This window comes from Pedobacter gandavensis, assembly GCF_032677645.1.
Lineage (GTDB): Bacteria > Bacteroidota > Bacteroidia > Sphingobacteriales > Sphingobacteriaceae > Pedobacter > Pedobacter gandavensis_A.
Genome location: NZ_JAVTSB010000005.1, coordinates 293,822 through 315,626, shown reverse-complemented (window position 1 = coordinate 315,626; position 21,805 = coordinate 293,822). Strand labels below are relative to the sequence as shown.

General features: G+C 39.4%; 16 protein-coding genes. 12 read left to right on the top strand and 4 right to left on the bottom strand.

Annotated elements, in window-relative coordinates:
* The first annotated feature begins 10 nt into the window (after positions 1 to 10).
* The 8 genes from R2Q66_RS10695 (at position 11) to R2Q66_RS10660 (ending at position 11,114) form a co-directional block, all read left to right on the top strand.
* Positions 11 to 1,570, top strand: coding sequence for a RagB/SusD family nutrient uptake outer membrane protein (locus R2Q66_RS10695; RefSeq protein WP_316748678.1), 1,560 nt, complete (start codon positions 11 to 13; stop codon positions 1,568 to 1,570).
* 18 nt (positions 1,571 to 1,588) lie between these two features.
* Entirely contained in the window at positions 1,589 to 2,503 is a 915-nt protein-coding gene (locus R2Q66_RS10690; RefSeq protein ID WP_316748676.1) for a hypothetical protein, read from the top strand.
* Positions 2,504 to 2,542: 39 nt separating this feature from the next.
* Positions 2,543 to 3,526 (top strand): TlpA family protein disulfide reductase, encoded by a 984-nt coding sequence (locus R2Q66_RS10685; protein WP_316748675.1) that lies wholly within the window; start codon positions 2,543 to 2,545, stop codon positions 3,524 to 3,526.
* A complete protein-coding gene (locus tag R2Q66_RS10680; protein ID WP_316748673.1) occupies positions 3,523 to 4,683 on the top strand; it encodes a retropepsin-like aspartic protease in 1,161 nt (386 codons plus the stop codon). The genes R2Q66_RS10685 and R2Q66_RS10680 overlap by 4 nt, the downstream gene beginning before the upstream one ends.
* Before the next feature lie 24 nt (positions 4,684 to 4,707).
* On the top strand, positions 4,708 to 5,856 hold the full coding sequence (locus R2Q66_RS10675; RefSeq protein ID WP_316748671.1) for a hypothetical protein: 1,149 nt from the start codon (positions 4,708 to 4,710) through the stop codon (positions 5,854 to 5,856).
* Positions 5,857 to 5,951: 95 nt separating this feature from the next.
* Positions 5,952 to 7,691, top strand: coding sequence for a S8 family serine peptidase (locus R2Q66_RS10670; protein ID WP_316748669.1), 1,740 nt, complete (start codon positions 5,952 to 5,954; stop codon positions 7,689 to 7,691).
* A gap of 29 nt (positions 7,692 to 7,720) precedes the next feature.
* A complete protein-coding gene (locus R2Q66_RS10665; protein WP_316748667.1) occupies positions 7,721 to 8,938 on the top strand; it encodes a thioredoxin domain-containing protein in 1,218 nt (405 codons plus the stop codon).
* A 115-nt stretch (positions 8,939 to 9,053) separates the two neighbouring features.
* Complete coding sequence (locus tag R2Q66_RS10660) at positions 9,054 to 11,114, top strand: carboxy terminal-processing peptidase (protein ID WP_316748665.1); 2,061 nt, start codon at positions 9,054 to 9,056, stop codon at positions 11,112 to 11,114.
* Here R2Q66_RS10660 and R2Q66_RS10655 read toward each other — a convergent pair.
* The gene (locus R2Q66_RS10655) at positions 11,107 to 11,292 is read right to left on the bottom strand and encodes a hypothetical protein (RefSeq protein ID WP_316748663.1); all 186 of its coding nucleotides are present in this window, start codon (positions 11,290 to 11,292) and stop codon (positions 11,107 to 11,109) included. The genes R2Q66_RS10660 and R2Q66_RS10655 overlap by 8 nt on opposite strands.
* Positions 11,293 to 11,499: 207 nt before the next feature.
* Between R2Q66_RS10655 and R2Q66_RS10650 the strand changes: the two genes are divergently transcribed.
* From R2Q66_RS10650 to R2Q66_RS10635, 4 genes are all read left to right on the top strand, one after another.
* Entirely contained in the window at positions 11,500 to 12,471 is a 972-nt protein-coding gene (locus tag R2Q66_RS10650) for an NAD(P)H-quinone oxidoreductase (RefSeq protein WP_316748661.1), read from the top strand.
* Positions 12,472 to 12,483: 12 nt separating this feature from the next.
* Positions 12,484 to 12,912, top strand: a complete 429-nt coding sequence (locus tag R2Q66_RS10645) for a DNA mismatch endonuclease Vsr (protein ID WP_316748659.1) — start codon at positions 12,484 to 12,486, stop codon at positions 12,910 to 12,912.
* 109 nt (positions 12,913 to 13,021) lie between these two features.
* Positions 13,022 to 14,281 (top strand): DNA cytosine methyltransferase, encoded by a 1,260-nt coding sequence (locus R2Q66_RS10640; protein ID WP_316748656.1) that lies wholly within the window; start codon positions 13,022 to 13,024, stop codon positions 14,279 to 14,281.
* 644 nt (positions 14,282 to 14,925) lie between these two features.
* Entirely contained in the window at positions 14,926 to 15,171 is a 246-nt protein-coding gene (locus tag R2Q66_RS10635; RefSeq protein ID WP_316748655.1) for a hypothetical protein, read from the top strand.
* An 81-nt stretch (positions 15,172 to 15,252) separates the two neighbouring features.
* Here the strand turns inward: R2Q66_RS10635 and R2Q66_RS10630 are convergent, their stop codons facing one another.
* From R2Q66_RS10630 to R2Q66_RS10620, 3 genes are all read right to left on the bottom strand, one after another.
* Positions 15,253 to 16,554: a TlpA disulfide reductase family protein gene (locus R2Q66_RS10630; protein WP_316748653.1), complete on the bottom strand. Its 1,302-nt coding sequence runs from the start codon at positions 16,552 to 16,554 to the stop codon at positions 15,253 to 15,255.
* Positions 16,555 to 16,649: 95 nt separating this feature from the next.
* Positions 16,650 to 18,044: a RagB/SusD family nutrient uptake outer membrane protein gene (locus R2Q66_RS10625; protein ID WP_316748650.1), complete on the bottom strand. Its 1,395-nt coding sequence runs from the start codon at positions 18,042 to 18,044 to the stop codon at positions 16,650 to 16,652.
* Between the two features lie 17 nt (positions 18,045 to 18,061).
* The gene (locus R2Q66_RS10620) at positions 18,062 to 21,607 is read right to left on the bottom strand and encodes a SusC/RagA family TonB-linked outer membrane protein (protein ID WP_316748648.1); all 3,546 of its coding nucleotides are present in this window, start codon (positions 21,605 to 21,607) and stop codon (positions 18,062 to 18,064) included.
* Positions 21,608 to 21,805 lie beyond the last annotated feature (198 nt).

Genomic DNA, 21,805 nt, shown 5'->3' with positions numbered 1-21,805 from the left:
CGCATTAAAAATGAAACGTATACTTTATATATTAATTCCAGGGCTGTTATTGGTCAATACAGGTTGTAAAAAGTTCCTGGAAGAGAAAAGTCAGGACGAAATGAGGCCGTCTACAGTTCAGGATCTCAGTGGATTAATGGCGGGCGAAGCCTATCCTTACCAGGTCAGTATCAACTCTGTTTTGAATATGGTTACCGATGATATTAGCTGCTTCGGTGGACAGAATCTGCCAAATTATGAAGCCGTAGTTAGAAGAGGAAAAGCACCTTTCTCCTGGTCTAAACAGATGTTTGAAGAACTTTTAACTGCCGAAGGTGTTGCAAATATAAGCTCATTAAACTCCTGGGAAATGATTTACAAACGTATTGTAGGTTGTAATGTAGGACTCGAATATGCGGATAAAGTAATTGGTTCGGAATCGGAGAAAGCCAACCTTAAAGCTGAAGTTTTAGCCCTGAGAGGTTATTATTATTTCCTGCTGGTGAACATGTATGGGAAACCATATAATACGCCGGGACTAGATCCGGAAAACAGTCCGGGGGTTCCTTTAAAACTGAAAATGGTGGTGACTGATGCGCTTTTCAAAAGAAACTCTGTAGCGGAAGTCTACCGCCAGATTGAAGCAGATATCCAGGCTTCCATCGCACTGTTCCAACAATATCCTCAGGATAAAGGGGTATATAAAATGAGCGAAACCGCAGGTTATGCACTTTTATCAAGAGTGTATCTGTATCAGGAAAAATGGGATCTGGCGATTGAATATGCGAATAAAGCTTTGGCTAAAAAATCAGTGCTGACGCAGTTGAGCACCTTTAATGCTGCACTATACTATATTTACAATACAACCGATAATTCCCTTAATTTAAACAGGATTTACAGTCCGGCCATTAGCAAGGAAGTCATCTGGACCTATGTTCCGAACAAAAGTGTTGAAGATGATTTTCTGAAAAGCAACCTTATTCCGGCCTATAGCAGGGTGAATGTACCTCCATATGGCGTTTCTCCTGAACTGATTAACCTGTACGATGCTAAAGGTTTTGAGGCTAATGAGGTTTATATCGGTGATTTACGTCCCCGTATTTATTTTAATTACAGCGTCTATACAGGATTTACACCTCCTTCAACGGTGACTTATTTTTTCAGAGGAATTTCAGGAGGAATGGGAGGCGCCGGTATTCGTGTAGCCGAACTTTACCTGAATCGTGCAGAAGCAAACATCCAAAAGCTTATCCAAACAGGTAATGATGGCTTAAGAATAGCTGCATTAAACGACCTGAATACGCTGAGGCTTTCCAGGTATGACAGCAGAAAAGCATATGTACCGGTAGACATTACCGATGGAACTCAGTTGCTGAATTTCTATAAAGAGGAACGTAGAAGAGAACTTCCTTTTGATGGACATCGCTGGTTCGACCTGCGCCGTTATGGCATGCCATCCATCACACATGAATACCAGGAAACCGCAGGTACCGCACAAACTTTTACCCTGAACAAAGGCGATAACCGATATACCTGGCCTATCCCTCAGGTGGTTTTAGATAGAAACGGGGAATTAACTCAAAATCCATAAATGCTGAATACGAAACACATGAGAAATTTCAATCAAACTTTAAGGACTACACTGATTTTGTCTTTGGGCATGATGCTCTTTCTGACAAATGGCTGCAAAAAAACAGAAGATAAACTCATTGCTACAGAATTACCTGAACCAGGTTTTCAGTTGCCTCAGGGCGATAACGACTATGATAAACGGATCATGGACTATTATAAGCGTTGGGATAGTTATGTACTCTATAAATTTACCCAGCAAGACATCAATTGGATGGTAACCGGCTACGATGCTTATTACAAATCAATACCTGCTATAGCAGAATACATCAACCCACAGCTGGATTTATTGGAAAGTACTTTCTTTAAGTATTATAGCGATGCGACCCTTAAACAATTCCTACCAAGAAAAGTATTTTTATGTAGTTCATTAGGTACAGGGACCACAACCATCACCCAGGTAGAAACCTATCTTTTACCTTTTGTTAACGGGCGGTTTGGAGGTTACCAGAGCTTTGCGCTAAATGGCGGAAATGCAGGTGTTCCAACGATCAATAAAGCGGTTTACCGTGGGAATGTCAATTTCAGCTTTCTGAAAATGATGGATCTGGAAGGTAAAATGAAAAGATCAGAGGCCTTTACCGGTATCTCTGATTATACCAATCCTGTCGCTGGTACCACACAGGCCGACCGATATAAACGTGGTTTTCTGGTCCTTCCAGCTAATTTGCCCGTTGTTTCTCTAGATTGGCAGGCTTTTATTCAGGTGATTGTCTCCAATCCGTATACTTATCTGACGGATCCGGCAACTACAGCTTCAGATACCACACCTAAAGGAATCCTCAGTCCGGTGAAAGATGCCAACGGATTGATCAAAAGAAAGTATGATGCCATGGTCAGTTTTTATAAACAGCAATATGGTATTGATCTTCAGGCTATAGGAGACGGAAAATAGATAGGAAAAAACAGACCATTTCATTTCTTAACAATTCAAATGATGCGCAAGATTTTCATTGCCTTAGGGCTCTTATTGTCCATAATTTCTGCAAAAGCAGCGGATGGCCTGCTGATAAAAGGCCGAATTACCACCGTAAATCCAGTAGTGATTTCCTTGAATACCTTGTCGGGCAAACTGGTTTTTAAAACCACCATCGATAAGGATCATCCCGACTTTTCTATGGGCCCCGTTCAGGTCGTACCGGATTTGTATGTACTTACGATGGGCGCTACAAAACAGGAAGTTTTCCTTAGCAATGCTGAGGTTACCATTAACGGTTATTTTGATGATAAAGACAGCAACAGCTCCAGCCTGGAGTTTTCCGGATTAGAGGAACACCTCGAAATGGCAAACTTTGCCCCAAAGCAATCCTATGATCTTAACCTGGATACTGCCGCTTTTAAGGCCTTGAAACCAAGTCAGCTAACGGCTCTGGCCTACCTTTTTAAAGCCGGTAAATATGATTTCTACCAACGCTTTCTCGTAAATATCCCGCTAAACGAACGGATTTCGGAATCAGCGAAATGGCTGGTAAAAAGGACCGATAGTCTGAAAAACTATATCGTTGGGATTAAAGCACCAGAATTTCAATTGCCGGATCAAAAGGGGAAACTGCTCTCTTTAAAAGATTTTAAAGGAAAGATAGTAGTCCTTGATTTCTGGGCCTCTTGGTGTGTGCCATGCAGAAGAGAAATGGAACACTTGAAAACCTTTTACAAAGACTTTGAAAAAGACGTACAGTTCATTAGCATCTCGCTGGATGAAGACCCTTTGAAGTATAAAAAAGCACTGGAAGAAATGCAGATTCCATGGCTAACGATCTGGGATAAGAAAGGATTCAATAATTCTTCGCTAGGAAAAGCCTATGGTTTTACATCGATCCCTTTTTGCATGATTATAGATGCAAACGGGACCGTTTTACAAAGAGATATCAATAATGGCGAAGTACTAAAAGCCGCCTTAAAATCAATTACAAAATGATCATAATCCCTGTTAAAAGACTGCTGGTCATGGCTGCTATCGGCCTGTTCAGTTTCACAAATGCGATGGCCCAAAAGACAGTAAAACTACCCTATAAGGTGTTTGCTAATAAAATGATTATAGAGGTTAGCATTAATGGAAAACTAGTGCCGATGATTTTTGATACTGGTGGTAAGAATGCCATGGATTCAAAATTACAGGAAGACCTGAGGCTTTCCGCTACGCATAGTAAGGAGGTGATTGATGTAAGCCGATCCAAAAAGTCTATGGATGTGGTTACTGTCAATAGCCTGGATCTCGCTAAAGGGGGAATGTCTTTTAAAAATATCCCTTTTTTGGTGATTGATACGGAGTTTTTTCCTTGCCTCAAAGTAAGAGGCTTGATTGGGAGCGATTTATGGCAAAACCATACCATTGAAATCGATGATCAAAAGAAAGTAATTACGATTACAGCAGGTGGTAGTTCGGCTATGATGAATAATCCAAATGCGCTTTCGTTTTTACCGAATGGCGGAGGCGCTCCGTTATTCTCTGTGAAAGTCGGGGACTTTGATCAGGCAAGAGTGGTATTTGATAGTGGCGCAGATGGCTTTTTAGCTTTAAGATCAACAGACTATCCTCGCCTGGAAAGTCAGGGCGCATTGTTTATGATCCGGGAAGGTTCGTCAAGCGGTAGTATTGGTGTCAATGGAAGAGGCCCAAATGGCCGCCGGATATTACTTGAAATTCCGGAATTGACCATCTCCGGAGGGAAGTTTTCTAAACTCCGCATTGGTGTAGGCAGTGCCCTGGAAAGTTTGTTGGGCTATCAGCTGTTGAACTTCGGAAAAGTCACGATCGACTATGTCCACCAAAAGTTCTTATTTGAACCTTTTTCAACCTTTTCAACCGGGAAAATAGAGAACACCAGGAAGTACTGGGATCTGGAGATTCGCTCAGAAAATCAGCAAATGGTGGTCAGTAGCGTCTGGGATAAATTACAAGGAGAAATAGAGGTAGGTGATGTAGTGACCCATATCAATGGAAAAAAAATAACACAATTCACTTATTGCGAAGGCTTGACCAATGAGCTACCTGAGTTGATCGGTTTGGATAAAGCTGTTTTCCGAGTACAGACAAATACCGGAGTAAAAGAAATCACTGTAATCAAGGAGTAAACGATTAACCCTAATAAAAAAGTAATGATGAAAAATATATACTTCTCCTTGATCTTTTGTGTTTTCGCGCTAAGCGTTAGGGGGCAGGATGCTGTGGTGTTTCCTTATCAGGTGATCGCCAGTAAGATGGTGATCCAGGTAAAACTGAACGGGAAACTGGTACCTATGATTTTTGATACCGGAGGCCGGAACTCTATCAGTACGGCTTTAAAAACAGAGTTTAATGCAGCTGTTGTTGGTACAATGAGCATTTTGGATGCGAACAGCAATAAAAAACAAATTGAGGTTGTACAATTGGAGGAACTTGGATTTCCCGCCGGAAATGAAGCCACTTTGTTTAAAAATCCTCGTTTTCTGGTTTTAGACAGTGAAATATTCCCTTGTATTGGCGTGCAAGGCTATATCGGAAGCGATCTTTTACAGGATTGTACTATTGACATTGATGATCAAAAGAAAGAAATCACGATCAGTAAGGGGGGCCGTTCTTCCTTAATGTCCGACAGAGAGGTTCTTCCTTTTGTAGATGATGCCAAAGGGATTCCGATTGTTTCTGTGAATGTTGGGAAATATGATCAAATCAGGATGATGTTTGATACGGGTTCTGATGCTTTGCTGAGTCTTAAAAACGACGCTTACGAAAGATTGAAGACTGATGGCTTGGTACAGGTGCTTAGAGAAGGTGAAGGCGGTGGAAGCATCGGTGTAAACGGTAGAGGTGGAGCCGGGAAACAAATCATGGTACAAGTTCCGGAACTGCTGATCGGATCATTTCAGTTTACCAATGCAAGGGCTAAAGTTGGCAATCCGCCGGAAACCCTGTTAGGCTACCAATCCCTCAAATATGGAAAAGTAACCATCGATTATGTCAATAAACTATTCCTTTTCAGCCCTTTTACCACAGAAAAGGTAGACCTGACTCATGCTAAACAAAACTGGAACCTGGAAATATATGTTCATGACGGACAATATCTGGTGGCTACCGTATGGGGTAAATTAATCGGCCAGGTAGCTGTTGGCGATGTACTCACCCATATCAACGGTAAAGTGATCAAAGCCATTCCTTTTTGCGAAAGCCTGACTAACGGTCTGCCTGTTTTAAAAGAGAATACCAAACTCGTATTTACCCTTAAAACCAAGTCCGGTCTTAAAAATATTACCGTACAGAAAGATTAAAAATGAACCCTTTAAGAAGGTTTTCTGGTCAACAGATCTCTGATCTGCTCCTCGAAATACCCGCTATTAAATAAACCATTGAGAAAACTAAAAACATGAAAAAACAAACTTTAATACTAGCAATGTGCTTACAGGGAGCCGTTTTGGCCGGAAATGCGCAGCTTGTTAAAAAGGCAGCTACAGAAAAGAAAACGGAAGACTGGTACAACCTTTCTTTTGAAAAAGACGGTGTATATGGGATCGGTGTAAATCAGGCCTATGAGTTTTTAAAAGGAAAACCTTTGAAAAAGAAACCGGTTGTAGCGGTGATCGGCTTTGGAATGGATGCTGCACATGAAGATTTGAAAAATGCGTCATGGACCAATCCAAATGAAAAAGAAGATGGGATCGATAACGATGGCAACGGTTACATCGATGATATCCATGGCTGGAACTTTTTAGGGAATGCCAAAGGGGAAATGATCGAACAGACAAACCAGGAAGGCGACCGTGAGTATTTTCGTTTGAAAGGTTTGTATGAAGGTATCTTTTTTACTGGAACAGATTATATGAAGTTTAATGAACTGTTGCAGAAACCGGTTAAAGTGCCGGCACCGAAAGATCTGAAGGAATATGCCTTTTTCAGGTATCGTCTCAATAAAGAGTCTCGCCTGGCTCAGGAAGCGACTAGTATTCATTCCTCCAGGATTGTAAAATATATGATCGTTAATGAAATTGAGCCGGCAATGAAGAAAATAAATCCTGACCTGACAAAGATCAAACAAGCAGATGTTTCTAAATATGACGTGAACACAAATGGAAAAACAGATACTTTAAAGTTGATGTCCAGGTTTTTCTTCTTATTGACTTTTGCAATGAATAATTCGTATGCAGCAAAAGCGAAAGCAGATTCTATGAATTTTGTACAGGCAAGAGATCTGATGCTGAATCCTAAAAGACAGCCGAATGAAGCATATGAGAAGCTACTTGCACAAACCGTTGATGCAAGGAAAATTACCGGCGATGACTGGACCAATATCAGCGACAAAAATTACGGAAATAACAAGCTATATAGTAACGGATCTTTTTCCGGAACAATGATATCAGGAATCATTGCTGCCGACAGAAATAATGGTGTAGGGGTGAATGGCATTATGCCGGAAGCGCAGCTGATGTCTTTACGTGCCTATCCAAAAGAAGGCGAACCTTATTATAAAGATATCGCATTGGCGATTCGCTATGCAGTAGATCAAAAAGCGGATGTAATCATGTTGGGCCCATCTAACACAATATACCCTGCTTATGAAGCGAAATGGGTAAATGATGCCTTGTTGTATGCCGAAGAAAAAGGAATTTTAGTAGTCTCTTCCGTATGGAATTTATCGGATAACCTGTCTGAAAAGAAATACTACCCTAATCCTCATGTGAATGGTAAGGTGCTTAATAATTTCATCACCGTAGCCGCCTCAGATAAAGAAGGTCTGCCATTGAAAGATGCCAACTTCTCCGAAAAAGAACTGGATCTATTTGCACCTGGACAGAATATTACCACTACTTACATGGGTGGCACCTACCGTATGGGCGCAAGTCCCTTGTTTGCCGCTGCTAATGTAGCGGGTACTGCGGCATTGATAAAAGCCTATTATCCGGAAATTACGGGGTCACAATTGCGTAAACTGATTGTAGGAAATGTGACAGACAGAGGTAGCGTAGAAGTGGAAAAGCAAGTTAAAATGGCTGGTAAATTGAAAACTGACCTGTACCTATTCTCACAGCTATGTGTTTCAGGCGGTATTTTAAACGCTTATAAAGCAGTTGTTGCTGCTGATCAATTGAGTAAAACTACTGGTAAATAATTAAAAGGACTCAGCAAAAAGAAAACATAATGAAGAAGATTAAATTATTGCATTCCCTGACTTTGAGCATACTGCTATTGCTTTGTGCTGATAGTAATGCTGTTTTCGCGCAAGCGGATTTAAATCAGGAGATTTTACCTTATCAGGAACGTGATGGTTACATGATCATCAGGGCAAATGTTGGCGGAACAGAAGGGGATTTTCTCCTGGATTCCAGAGGAGCAGTAGGCTTAACTGAAGCTGCGGCAGCAAAACGCCAGCTGAAAATCACGAAGAACCTCGATACTTATGCCAGACCTGGTTACGAATTGTCTGGTAAAGGGAAAGCCATTGGCTTCTTTATCGGCAATGTGGTCTATAGCAAAGACATCAGCGTAGTGGTTTTTAAAGCAAATCCATTGTTAGAAAAGCTTAAAGTAGATGGAGTAATCGGTTTTAATGCCTTTACAGGGGCGACAATTTCGCTAAATACGAAAATGAAAACCATGACGCTTTCCTCGCCATACCGCCCGGAATATATGAAATTGATCAACAGACAAGAAGCTAAATTGAAAACCGGCGGACTATTCATGGACATTCTGGTCAATGGTAAAACGGTTAAAGCGCTTGCCGATTTCTATCAGGATCAGCCATTGGTGTTAACCGCGACGGATTTCGATTTATTACAACCAGGTAAGACCGCAGAATTAAAGCTGGCAAACCAGAGTTTTCAAAAGATTCCGGTGGTTAAAGCAGCCGGAGATCAGGCCTTTTCGGTGTTAGGGAAATCAATCTTAAAGCAGGGTATGATCTCTTTTGATATTGAGCGTGGGAAATACTATTTCCAGCCCTTTAATAATGGGGAAGATCAAACCGTTCCGGTGATTAAAAAAGAAACTATTGCAGTGGTGCCCGGGAAGATTAATCCGGTGGACCGGGCTTATTTTTTAAAGCATATTTATGATTATAAAGCCGGTAAAGACTGGAAAGCGATCGGTGATAAACCAGTAGTCATTGATTTCTGGGCGACCTGGTGTGGCCCTTGTCTGAAACTGATGCCGGTGATGGAAGAGCTTGCTGCAAAGTATAAAGACCAGGTTGTTTTTTACAAGGTAAATGTAGATAAAGAAGGAGAGTTACGTCAGGTGTTTAATGCGGATGCGATCCCTTTATTGATTTTTGGTAGTGTCAATAATGGCGCAGTTAGAGAGATAGGTGGAGATACGAAAGAGAAAATCGAAGCGAAAATCCAGCAGATGTTGAAGTGAAATAATGCAATCTAAATAAAGAAAGTTTTTTAGTTAATACAGTTTAGAGGGTTTTGTTGGATGACAGCCCTCTTTATCATCTACTGATTTTTTCTCCTCAAAACACCTAATCCAAATGAATTTAAATCAATTATATAAACGTCGGTTTCTGCTGGCAATGACTGGGGTATGCTTTTCTTTTTCCGTGAATGGGCAAACGGTAGAGCTGGCTCCGGAAAGGTTGCATTTTCAACCCTTGTCAAATTATCCGGCTATAACCAAAACAATTGCCGAAACGATCGCTAACTACCATTACCAGAAAGTGACGATTGATGATGCTTTATCCTCCAGGATATTTGATCAGTACCTGACAAAGCTGGATAAGTCTCATGCCTTGTTTCTAGCCGCTGATGTCGGGGGATTTGAAAAGTACCGTTATCGTTTTGATGACGCTTTATGGTCTGGCGATCTAACTGCTGCTTTTGAAATGTTCAATGTGTATGCCGCCCGATTAGACCATAGAATTGATGCCGTATTAACGGAGTTATCTAAAGTACAGCCCTTACATTCCAAAGATGTTTATGAGTTCTCCAGAGAGCAGCTGCCCTGGTTTAAATCCAGCGAAGCCGCTGATGTTTACTGGAACCAACGAATCCGTTATGAACTCATCAGACTAAGGGCTGATGGCCGGGAGCAGCAGAAAGCCTATGAGTTACTGGGAAAACGTTATGAGAAGTTAAAGACTAGTTTAGAAGGACTGAAAAGTGAAAATGTACTGGAGTTATTTCTGAATGCTTTTACGGAAACCATTGATCCACATACGACTTATTTTTCTCCGGCAAAAGCGCAGGATTTTAATGTCATGATGAATAAATCACTGGAAGGAATCGGGATTACCTTTAGTTTCCAGGATGACTTGCCGGTTATATTGTCTGTGATTAAAGGTGGACCGGCAGATAAGACCGGGAAAATCATGGCCAACGATCGAATTCTGGCGATTGCTCAGGGCGAAACCGGAGAGTTTGAAGAAGTAACCGGTTGGACACAGGAGGAAGTAGTGAGCAAGATGCGTGGTCTGAAAGGTTCTCTCTTGCGTGTTAAAATATTACCGGCAGGGGCAGGTCTGACTGCGAATCCTTTAGTGGTTAACCTCATCAGAGATAAAGTGGTGATGGCTGATCAGAAGGTGAAATCTGAGCTAAAAACAGTAAAACAAGGCGGTAAAACGCAAAAGATAGGTGTCATCAGCATCCCTGATTTTTACTTTGATGCCGCTGCTTTTAATAAGGGCGACCAGGATTACGCTTCCACTTCCGGAGATGTGAAAAAAGCCCTGGAGCTGTTGAAAAGTCAGGGAATGGATGGACTGATGATCGATTTACGCAATAATGGCGGTGGTTCTTTAAAGGAAGCCATAGACCTGACCGGATTATTTATCAGCACCGGACCGGTAGTTCAGGTTCGCGACGCAAAAAACAAGGTGCTTGTTCATGCCGATAAAGATAGTCTGGTGGCTTATAGCGGGCCTTTAACCATTTTAACAAATCGTTTAAGTGCCTCTGCTTCCGAAATATTCGCGGCAGCAATGCAGGATTATGGTCGCGCGGTCATTATTGGAGAGCAGACTTTTGGTAAAGGGACTGTACAGAGCGTTTATCCGCTGAGTTCCCTGATGAAAACGGAGGACACAAATTTAGGCTCCTTAAAGCTAACCAATGCTAAGTTTTACCGCATTAATGGAGCCAGTACCCAACATCGTGGCGTAACTCCCGACTTCAGTTTCCCTTCCAAATACAGCGCCTTGAAAGTTGGCGAAAGCACCTTGAAAAATGTACTCCCTTATGATCAGATTGAGGCAACGGATTTTGTTAAATTTACGTACTTAAAGGTGCTTAAACAGCAATTAGAGGCAGATCATCAGCAGCGTATGGCTGCAAATCAGGAGTTCAGCTTTCTAAAAGAAGACCTAAAGAAATTACAGGAAGGAAGCGCGGGCTCTTCCTTACAATTAGATTTGAATACTTTTCTTGAGGCAAGAAAAATGCAGCAAATACAAGATTTGAAACGCATTAATCAGCGAAGAAAGAGGATGGGCATGAAATCAATAACCACTGGTGATCCGGTAAAGGCGGTAGAGGTAGATTACGTGAAGGAGGAGAGTTTACAGATTACAGCGGAGTTGATCCGTATTATTTAGCCTCGACAAATGCAGTAGACAAAGGCCTGTGAACTTGTTGCATCAGATCAAAACTTTTCTGCATAAGTTCTAAACTTACTAATTGCTGGCATTCTTCGTAGTCTTCAATAGTTACGGCGTTAGCTAGTGCCATTTCTAACAGCGATAACCTGATTTGTTGTTGAACTGTATCTTCCATTTTCGGTAGTTGAAAGGTGAGTTAAAAAAAAATGCGCGTATATATTATCGTAATGGAAGGGCTTAAAATTTAGGTATGGAATGAGATAACACTTAACTGCTAAAGTTGTTTTGATCAATTGAATCATTCTGTAATTATTATTGCTAATTTCTTCCGGAAAAATAAATTAATTCTAATTCTGGCAGGATAAATGTTGTTTTTTTGTTTATGAAAGCAATCGTAATTACTTCATTTGGTGCAGCAGATGTATTGAAAGTTGAAGAAAGAGAAAAACCGGTGATCAACGAAAATGAGGTTTTAATTCAGGTGAAAGCGGCCGGTGTGAATCGTCCGGATGTATTTCAACGGAAGGGGAATTATCCGGCACCACCTGAAGTTCCACAAGATATTCCAGGATTGGAAGTTGCCGGTTTGATTGTAGAACGTGGCGCCAATGTGACGCAATGGAAGCTGAACGACAGAATTTGTGCACTTGTTGCCGGAGCGGGCTATGCAGACTATGTAAAAGTTAATGCAGGGCATTGTTTGCCGATCCCGGAGGGCTTAAGTTTCGTTGAAGCGGCCGGACTGCCGGAAACAGTTTTCACGGTCTGGAGTAACGTATTTCAGCGTGGCCGATTGCAATCAGGAGAAAGGTTTTTGATACATGGCGGAAGCAGTGGGATAGGTACTACCGCAATCCAGCTGGCAAAATATTTGGGTGCGGAAGTGATCGTTACCGTGGGTTCTGACGAAAAAGGACAGTATTGTCTGGATTTAGGTGCAGACCACTTTATCAATTATAAAAGAGAAGATTTTGAAACTGAATTGAAAGAACAGCCTGTGGATGTGGTGCTGGACATGATTGGTGGTTCTTATTTTCAAAAGAACATCGAAGTTTTAAGGCCAGATGGGAGACTCGTCTACATCAATGCCATGGAAGGAAATACGGTTTCTTTGAATATTATGCAAATGATGCGCAAAAGATTGAGTATCACCGGAAGTACTTTGCGTAACCGTGAACCTGAATTTAAAACAGCATTGGCACAGGATATTTTAGAAAAAGTCTGGCCAATGTTTGCTAAAGGACAATATAAATCAACTGTTTTCAAGGTGTTCCCGATGGAAGAGGCAAGTAAAGCACATGAGTTAATGGAGAGTAGTGCTCATTTAGGGAAGATCATTCTGGAAATGCGTTAAAAAAAGAAGCTGATGACGGATGTGCATTCAAAAGATACCCGCTCCTATAATATGAGCCAGATCAAAGGAAAAGATACTAAACCGGAGCTTTTGGTGAGGAAATTTCTGCATAAGCAAGGGTTCCGGTATCGTCTTCATGTTAAAAATCTTCCCGGAAAGCCTGATATCGTATTGCCAAAGTATAAAACCGTGATTTTTGTGAACGGTTGTTTCTGGCATGGGCATGAACATTGCCGATATTTTGTGATCCCTAAAACGAGAACGGAATGGTGGCTGGATAAAATCAATAAGAATGTAGCTAAAGATAAGATCGTTAGGGAGGAAATCGCTGCATTGGGCTGGAATGTGATTAATATTTGGGAATGTCAACTAAAAAAAACTACAATAGTTGGTACATTTGAGAGCTTATGTTCATCTTTAATGCAGCTTAACAATCGTTGAGGGGTTAAATATAGCATATTTAATAAAGCGTTAAATGGAGTTTTGGGGAGCCATTTCTTGTTTACAAGGTTAAGTATCAGCCTAATTGGTGTGTATTGTTTAGAGAAAAATGCAGGAAATAATAAGAAGTATAGAAGAAAAGTTAACGGAATTAGCTGAAGCATACCAACCTGAAGGATCCGAAATAAAAGCAGTAATTCATCAATGGATCCATGCCATTGCCTTTGACCATCGTTTATTTGGCGAAGAACGTGGCGTTGAGAAAGACGAAATCATCACTTGTTTAAAAGATGCGGGTTTATATGAAAATCAGGAGCAGTTTAAAACTCAGGTAACCAATTCTATTCACCTTAAACAACAACCTACCTCAAAAGACGATAAAGGATTCACTTTTATAGATCTTTTTGCAGGGATTGGAGGAATGAGGCAAGGTTTTGAGAAAGCTGGAGGAAAATGTGTGTTTTCTTCAGAATTCGAGAAGAATGCACAGAAAACTTACGAGCAGAATTACGGCGAACATCCATTTGGAGATATAACTAAGATTAAAGTCGGGGATATTCCAAATCATGATGTACTTGTTGGTGGCTTTCCCTGTCAGCCATTTTCTCATGCCGGAAAAAAACTCGGAATAGAAGATACCCGTGGTACTTTATTTCATAATATTGCAACCATCATTCATCATAAACGCCCAAAAGCGGTGGTATTGGAGAATGTAAAAGGCCTGATCAGTCATGATAAGGGTAATACGCTTCAGGTGGTTCTAACCACTTTAATCAATGAGGGCTACACCTGCTCCATTCCTAAGGAAATCATTCTGGGAGATAATATCTTAAAATTACAAAAGGAAGCGAAGAAAATGGTGATGAAGTCCAGAGAATTTGGAGTTCCTCAAAATAGACAACGTATTTATATTGTTTTATGGCGTAATGATTTACCGGTATCATTTAAGTATCCGGAGGCAACGCCTTTTGAAACTAATGTAGGTCAGATTTTGGAAGATAAGGTGCCTGATTCATTTACGATCTCCGACAAGTTGTGGGCAGGTCACCAGCGTAGAAAAGAGAATAACAGACAAGCTGGAAAGGGTTTCGGATTTGGTTTGGTGAAGCATGATACGGTTTACGCAAACACGATATCCGCCAGGTATTACAAAGACGGAGGAGAGATTTTAATCCATCAGGAGGATGCCAACCCAAGGAAATTAACACCTAGAGAGGCTGCAAGACTACAAGGTTTTCCAGATAACTTTCTGATCAATAAATCGAATACTCAGGCTTATAAACAGTTTGGCAATAGTGTCACTGTACCGGTTGTACATGCCGTGGCAGCAAATATCCGCGAACAAATTTTAGAGGGTAAGAAGGCTTAATTAAAGCTGATCAGCATATTTTAAACAGGAATAAGTTCCCGCTATGGTTTTTCAGGATAGTAGTAATGATGAAAAAACATGGCGGGATCTAACGGTCCCCTCATCATAATATTTAATAAATTACCATCTGTCTGGATGGTTAGGGCATTTGTGATGTCCATTGTATGTAAAGACTTGCTTGAAAGAGCTACGGAAAACACCAGAAATCCCTGTCTAATTCAATTTCTCCTTTACATAAAAGAAGCAGGATCTGTAAATACAGCTAAAACGCTGTCTAATTAAGAAAACTTCCTTTTTCCCTGTACAACAATCAAATTGGCCCTTCGAAGGTAAAATGTTGCTATTCTGGCATTCGCAGACATATCGGTTTTTTACATATAGAACGTCAGGTTGTCATAATTGATTGAAAAACTGTAGCGTTTAAAACTGAAATTAGTCCGTACCTTGTTTGTAGATAAATACTTAGGGTGTGTCTGATTGAAGTGTCTAAAAATGTTTCTTGAAGAAATAACCTAAGGATTATACATAAAGAGTGAAATTTTACATTAGCTCTTTGTAGATAAGGAGGACGCTGAAAATCCTGACCAGAGTAGGCACAAATGAAAGTTTTTATTGCTTTTTGATGTATAAAAGCATTATATATTATGGCTGTAAGCTGGTTTGATTTTAATGGAGGAACAGGCTCCATGCCCGATTTAAATCCTGAAAACTATACTGAAACTACATCTAGTGGATGTACTAATGGTACCGTTGTTTGTGCGATCAATGCCACAACACAGGTATTAAACGGAATAGTTAGGCCGGTTATTGACGGACCATTGGCTTCCGAAATTGATACGGCGAAAAGCACCAAAGTACAAACTCCAAATGTTAAGCTATTATTTCCTTAGAAGTTTGATGCTTTGATGTTAAATTCAAGCCATAGATGCCGAATTCTCGGCACTATGGCTTTTTTTATTAAAATTTCTTGTCTAGCTTTTCTGATCGCTGATCACAAACATTTTAATTTCTCTGATTTCTTCAATCAAGTCTAATCCAAATTTATTTAATGCTTCTTTAACTCGTGTTAACTCCGTCCAATCTTCGATATTTAGATCAAGATCAATGGGATATTGATAATTAGTGCTATTAAATGTAGGGGGATTACCCAATTGTTGATTGAGTAAATCTGTTAAAGATTCTATTGATACATTTCGAAATTCCCAAACCTGTCCATTGAGATCACCATAGCTTTTATCCCCCCCCTTTGATCTTATAAGATCATTATTGCTCATTTTCGTTAGAATGAGGCACTTTGTTTTGCGTTTTTCCCATCTTCCATGGATATTCAACAATCGGTCAAGATCAGAGATGACATTCCTATAAATACTTGGGATGTTCTGTCCAGTATCAGGAACTAATGATTCATAGGAAATGGCATTTTCTCTTAACCAACTTTTCCAGTATCCAAGTTTAGGCGTAAACTCATATTTTTCTGGATTTTGAACTTCTAGACAAATAGAACTTAAATAAGGCCTAACTTTTAAAGAGGAATCAACTTTATTCCAACTGTGTAGGTATGTTCTAACTATCGATGAATTAATAGCAATAGTTCTAAAACTACCCCTTATGGAATCCCTAAAAAGTGTAAGTTTTGGGCTGATGCCTTCAATGTAACCAAAAATTGCGGAGTAGGAAGTAGGTTCTTGTTTAGTGATTTTTGATTCCATTAAAGGTTTCTTATAATCATATGGAGCGAGAAAGTCATTTTTAATAGGCCAGTCAGGTTTTTTTTCGGTTAAAATCGTCTCAATATTATTAGAGTCAACATAATCTAAATCAGTTATGCCCACCACTTTTCCTTTATAAATCCAGACTTCATGGGGAACCCCTTGATGCTTAAAGAGCTTTGATAGTGTCAGATCCTCAACTACTGATGGAAAATTAAGATTTTTTGTGTACTTGTTTTTCTTAATAAAAGAGAGGACATCTTCCTTTTTTTCGTAGGTAACAGGAAGTATTGTTACCCTGTTCTGAAATTGTTTCTGTAGGGCTTCCATTCTTGGTAGAGCTGCTACACAGCCTTTGCAATTTGTAGCCCAAAAATCAATAATTAGTAGTTGGTTTTTGAACTGAGATAAACGTACACTGGGTTTCGAATAATTAATAATATTTGTTATAAGTAAATCAGGTACAGTTTGTCCAATATTTAGATTTACAACTTTGGTCTTTCTTATTTGTGCTGAAGTTGTTAGACTGAAGAAACAAAGCACAATCAATATATGATTTTTCATTCTTCTATTTCTTTTTTTAAATGAATGTTTTTGCCGCATTTAAAATGATTGTGAATTGAAGCTAATGACTTCTTCATTTTAATTCATTAAATAACTTATCTTGGGTTTTGAGCTATTCCTGATCTAATAATTGCATCAGTGGGAATGAGTAAAACATAACGTAAATCATTTGGAGGTAAGGTATAAGTTTGGCCGTCAATTGTACGAGATAGCGTAATTGCAAACTTAGGGTCCTTATTCAAACGTCGTAAATCCGACCATCTTAAGCCTCTTTGAATAAGCTCTTTCCTGCGCTCAAGTAGTACATAGCCCAATGCAACACTTGCATCTGTCGTGGCATACTTAGGATAGGGGGCTGTTTTGATCCATCTTGTTGCTAATAAGATATTAAGGTCCGTTAAAGCATCTTCAGTTCTGCCTGCTCTTGCAAAGCATTCAGCACGAATGAGATAAATCTCGTCTGTTGCAATTCCTGTAAATGGATTTGCGGGATTTGCGCCATCATAGCTACCCTTAAAACTATAGGATTGATCAGCTGGATTCAATACAAAGAATATGGTTTTGCGTAAATCATTTTGCGAGTAGGATAAGTAAAGATCAGAATTTACAATTGCATTTGATTTCAATTGAATAAGGTCTGCCCCGCCCGCACTAGAAGATTCAAAAATAACCTCTTTGTTGAATTTTGCTATTGGATAGGTCGCATTTGCATTTAGATTATTATAATCTAGTAATGTACTATATTGTTTCAGGCAGGCATCAGCATTAGTTCCTGCATTTATATAATCCCCCATTGCGAGATATACGCGTGCTAGCATCCCATAAGCAGCTGTAGAGTTCGGTCTGGATTGTAGTGCTGTGGTTAATGGTAAAAGGGGGATAGCTTCGTTTAAATCTTGTAGTATTCGATTGTAAGTCAGTTCAACTGTTCCCCTTTCGGTCTTTTCGTTTAAGTCTGAAGTTAATTTAATGGGTAAGCCTGGGTCTTGGTTTGCCGTTGCCGGATCATATGGTTTAGTCCATATTTGGGCTGCCTGAAATAGGGTGTAAGCTCTGAAAAATAATGCTGAACCTTTTAATTGGTTCCATGTGATTTGTTCATTTTGAGTTGGGGTAATTTTTTTTAAAGTTTCAAGTACTTGGTTCGCATATAAAATGGTTTGGTAAGCACCAGCCCATCCACCTTTATTGACCTCTGCATTAGCTTTCCATATATAAGTATCTCTTAAATCTACCGTAAGAGTCTTGTAAGTGGCATTAAGTAGATAAATATTATCTGAAACCGCCTCAGCATAATTTGGTCCCTGGCCATTCATTACGGAGTAATAATCTAATATCGCCTGACAATCCCCTAAAGTTGATGGGATTGTCAGTGATTTATCAGGCTTGTAGTCTAGGAATTTTTTACAGGAGAACTGGATGAGGCATAAAGCGAATAGAATGTAAATTAGCTTGTATTTGTTCATTGAACTGGTTAGGTTAGTTTTCATAATTTCCTTTTTTAGCATTACAGATTTCCAGATATTCCAATTGACACTGTACGCGGAACTGGATACGAAGAGTAATCTGGGTCAAGATTTTGTTTATTAGCACGCCATAGAATTCCTACGTTACTTACATTCCCATATACTTTAATGTTTTTTAGATACCAATTTGATTTTTGTATATGATAGCTTAGTGTTATGTCTTGTAACCTGATGTGATCAGCTTTAGAAACTAATATTTCTGAAGAGGTATAAAAGGTATCTCGGAATGCGTTAGGAGAGTAGATTAGAGATGGCACGTCTGTCTTCGTTTCATCACCTGGATTGAGCCAACGATTGGAGAAGTCACCGTGACCAATTCCATTGGTTACCAGGTTACTATAGTCTATGCTCGTTTTTCTAAAGTAATAATCAAATTTGAAAATTACATTTGCGGAGAGGTCCAGTTTTTTCCAGGAAACCGTATTACGAAGTGAACCGTAATAAACCGGAACAGCTGAGCCCATATATTGTAAATCATTGAAGCTCGGATTAGTTAAGGCGGTATAATTCTCACTGATCTGGCCATTTAAATAACCTCTTGGGTTACCATTTTCCGGATTTAATCCAGCCCATTTAAAAGCAAATATCGAATAAGCTGGTTTTCCTGGAATCGGATTAGGAAGAACATCGTTAAGATAACTATTGACTGTAGGGGTAGTTGGTGTTAAATATTCAGTAACTTTATTTTGCTGATAACTGAGTAGAAAGTCTGTACTCCATGTAACAGTCCTATTTAAATTAACTGAATGAAGCTGAAGGTCAACTCCAGTTCCTCGCATGCTTGCCGCATTGAGTGTTGTTGAAATAAATCCGCTTATATAGTCTAATGGAGAAAGAGCCAATAAATCGGTTATTCGCTTTTCGTAATATTCCAGGCTTCCCGAAAGTCTGTTGTTTTTTAAGCCGAAATCAATACCTAAATTTAACTGTCCTACTTTTTCCCATCTTAAAGATAGATTATCGGGGTTTTTTAAGAAAGCAAAAGTGAAAGGGGTTATACCTGATGGCGGTTGATAGAGAATCGTAGAATAGGCTGAAAGTCCATTATTTACATTACCCTGAATCCCATAAGTTGCTCTTAACTTTAGGTAGGGAAGAAAGGCTATATTGTAAAAGCTTTCATTTGATAAATTCCAACTTGCACCAGTAGACCAAAATGGTTGCCCTCTTTGATTCGTGCTCACACCAAATAGGTTTGAAGCATCTTTTCTAATACTAGCAGATAAAGTGTATAAGTTGTTATAAGTATAGGCAGCATTCGCATACAACGAGGTATAGCGATAAGTCTGATCAAGAAAACCTTGAGCATTAGGTATTGTTCCCCTGGTACCTCTATTGTATGCGATATAATAAGGATAGGTCATATAAAAATCTACATTTTTATACGTTAAAATATTATCATCGTATCCATAAGTCGTACCAGAAATACTATTTGAAGTATGACTTTGGTTAATCTCAAATCCTCCTATTGCATTTAAGACGTGCTTTTGATTCCATGTTTTATTCGCATTGATTTGTCCACGGACTTTGTAAGCGTCTAAAGTTGTACTGTTTTGGTTTAATATGCCGCCTGAGGGGATAGGATGTTGATTTGGCGAACCTACGGGTTGCGTATATAAATTATATAAATGACGGGTGTAATAAGCATTATTGTCAAAATACTCATTTGTGCGGTTAATGGCTTTTTCATATTGATATTTAACCTCTGTACTGAAAATACTATTGATGTCATATTTGGCATTAGCATTCAATAGCCAGTCGTTTTGTTTTGTTTTCTTAGAATTAGTGTTAAGATCATTAAGAGGAAAATAACGCCAGTCTACTAACCTTTGATCGGTAAGGTTATTCACGTAAGATGTCCTGAAGTCTTTTGAGATCTGTAGTGGATTGCCTAAGTTATCAGCCAGTTGTGTATACGGTAAAATGGTTTGCGGGGTCCATAAAAGGGCATTTGCCATCGCATAATTATTGCTTTGGGTAAACATTAAGCCAGTTTGTATTTCGAGATTTTTTATAGGCTTAAAATTGATATTTGATCTTAGATTTAATCTGTCATTATTCTGATTAACTACATCTCCTTTGTTCTTATCATATCCTGTAGCAATCAGGTAATTGATTTGTTGATTTCCTCCATTAATATTTAAAGCATACTGTTGTTTTACCTGATCTCTGTATACATATTTAAGATAATCATTTCTGGAATCTACTGTTCTTAATGCATCTATCTGGCTTTTTGCTTGATCCATAGCAGCAGGGGTTCCAATTTTTCGGGCATTTGCTAGTATTTCTACAACAGCAGGTAATACCGGGTAGGAGGTGTCATTAATTTTAGCATCAAAAGCGCCATTATTAAACAATGTGGTTTGCAGATCTATTAAATCGGGTGAACTTATTTGTCGAAAATAAAACAAATCGGGTTTTGGTATGACGGTGAGGTTACTATTAAAAGAGATATTCAGAGGTTGGTTATAGCTGCCTTTTTTTGTGGTAATTACTATTACACCATTACCAGCTCTTGCCCCCCAAATAGACGCAGCAGCAGCATCTTTTAAAACAGTAATACTTTCTACATCATTGGGGTTTAGATTTTTTATATCTCCATCATATGGGAAATTATCCACTACAATCAAAGGTGCCTTTCTGGTAACATCGAGCGTGCTTAATCCTCGGATTGATAATCCGCCTAAAGTTGATTCACCTCCTGTAGACCGCTTGTCAAACAACAAACCACTGGTTACTCCTTCCAGGCGAGGTAAGATATTCGTACCAGTACTTCTGTTTATTAAATCATTGTCAATTTTAACAAACGATCCCGTAGCCCTTTCTTTAGGCAAGCTCTGATAACCCGTACTCACAATATTAACGCCTTCCAACTCAGCAGTTATTGGTTCCATACGAATCACGAAATCAGCATCAGCACCAGAAACACTAACCTCCTTAGTCTTATAACCAACATAGGAAACAATCAGAATCGCATCTTTTCCAGGAACTCTAACTGAAAACGTTCCACTACTTGATGTGCTGATGGCTACATTTGTATGGTCTCCTTTTAATCTGATAGAAGCTCCCGGCAATCCTTGACCTTTTTCATCCACCACTTTTCCATTAATTGTAATATCACTAAGGCTTTTCTGGTTTTCAGTGCTTTTTCGGGTGCTTTTGGCCTCTTTTTTCCTGATCACCACCGTGTTCCCTTTGATTTCGTAATCTAGCGGCTGGTCAGTAAATATCTGGACAAGCGCTTCCTCGAAATCAACGTTTTTTAACTGTACATCGACCGGTTTGGCCAGATTAAGTACGTTTTCAATGTATAGGAAGTTATAACCACTTTGGATACGAACCTTTTCAATGACGCTCTTTAGCGTCGCGTTTTTCTCTTGAATGTTGATCTTTTGCGCAAGACTCGCAGCACTTACCTGGAGGAGCCCCACAAGCAATAAAACGGCTGTAATTTTCATCACCAACATGAATTTGCAAAGCGTCCCTGATTTTTGGAACATAGTATTGTTAAAAGCATATATATTCATACTTTTGTAATGTTTGGGTTAATTATTGATTTCTTAACAGATGTTATTTACCCGAAATCTCGGATAATGGGTTAACCCTGATACTTGCGTGGAAGTGCTGAGAACACTTTCACGTTTTTTCTTTTAAGCCAACCTGGTATTCCGACTATTCTCGTAGAATTTTTCTCATAGTTTTGGTTTAAGAATTTATGATTGGTT

Excerpts from the sequence above, each read along its gene's own strand:
- R2Q66_RS10695 (WP_316748678.1), top strand. The coding sequence starts at position 11 with ATGAAACGTATACTTTATATATTAATTCCAGGGCTGTTATTGGTCAAT.
- R2Q66_RS10690 (WP_316748676.1), top strand. The coding sequence starts at position 1,589 with ATGAGAAATTTCAATCAAACTTTAAGGACTACACTGATTTTGTCTTTG.
- R2Q66_RS10685 (WP_316748675.1), top strand. The coding sequence starts at position 2,543 with ATGATGCGCAAGATTTTCATTGCCTTAGGGCTCTTATTGTCCATAATT.
- R2Q66_RS10680 (WP_316748673.1), top strand. The coding sequence starts at position 3,523 with ATGATCATAATCCCTGTTAAAAGACTGCTGGTCATGGCTGCTATCGGC.
- R2Q66_RS10675 (WP_316748671.1), top strand. The coding sequence starts at position 4,708 with ATGATGAAAAATATATACTTCTCCTTGATCTTTTGTGTTTTCGCGCTA.
- R2Q66_RS10670 (WP_316748669.1), top strand. The coding sequence starts at position 5,952 with ATGAAAAAACAAACTTTAATACTAGCAATGTGCTTACAGGGAGCCGTT.
- R2Q66_RS10665 (WP_316748667.1), top strand. The coding sequence starts at position 7,721 with ATGAAGAAGATTAAATTATTGCATTCCCTGACTTTGAGCATACTGCTA.
- R2Q66_RS10660 (WP_316748665.1), top strand. The coding sequence starts at position 9,054 with ATGAATTTAAATCAATTATATAAACGTCGGTTTCTGCTGGCAATGACT.
- R2Q66_RS10655 (WP_316748663.1), bottom strand. The coding sequence starts at position 11,292 with ATGGAAGATACAGTTCAACAACAAATCAGGTTATCGCTGTTAGAAATG.
- R2Q66_RS10650 (WP_316748661.1), top strand. The coding sequence starts at position 11,500 with ATGAAAGCAATCGTAATTACTTCATTTGGTGCAGCAGATGTATTGAAA.
- R2Q66_RS10645 (WP_316748659.1), top strand. The coding sequence starts at position 12,484 with ATGACGGATGTGCATTCAAAAGATACCCGCTCCTATAATATGAGCCAG.
- R2Q66_RS10640 (WP_316748656.1), top strand. The coding sequence starts at position 13,022 with ATGCAGGAAATAATAAGAAGTATAGAAGAAAAGTTAACGGAATTAGCT.
- R2Q66_RS10635 (WP_316748655.1), top strand. The coding sequence starts at position 14,926 with ATGGCTGTAAGCTGGTTTGATTTTAATGGAGGAACAGGCTCCATGCCC.
- R2Q66_RS10630 (WP_316748653.1), bottom strand. The coding sequence starts at position 16,554 with ATGAAAAATCATATATTGATTGTGCTTTGTTTCTTCAGTCTAACAACT.
- R2Q66_RS10625 (WP_316748650.1), bottom strand. The coding sequence starts at position 18,044 with ATGAAAACTAACCTAACCAGTTCAATGAACAAATACAAGCTAATTTAC.
- R2Q66_RS10620 (WP_316748648.1), bottom strand. The coding sequence starts at position 21,607 with ATGAATATATATGCTTTTAACAATACTATGTTCCAAAAATCAGGGACG.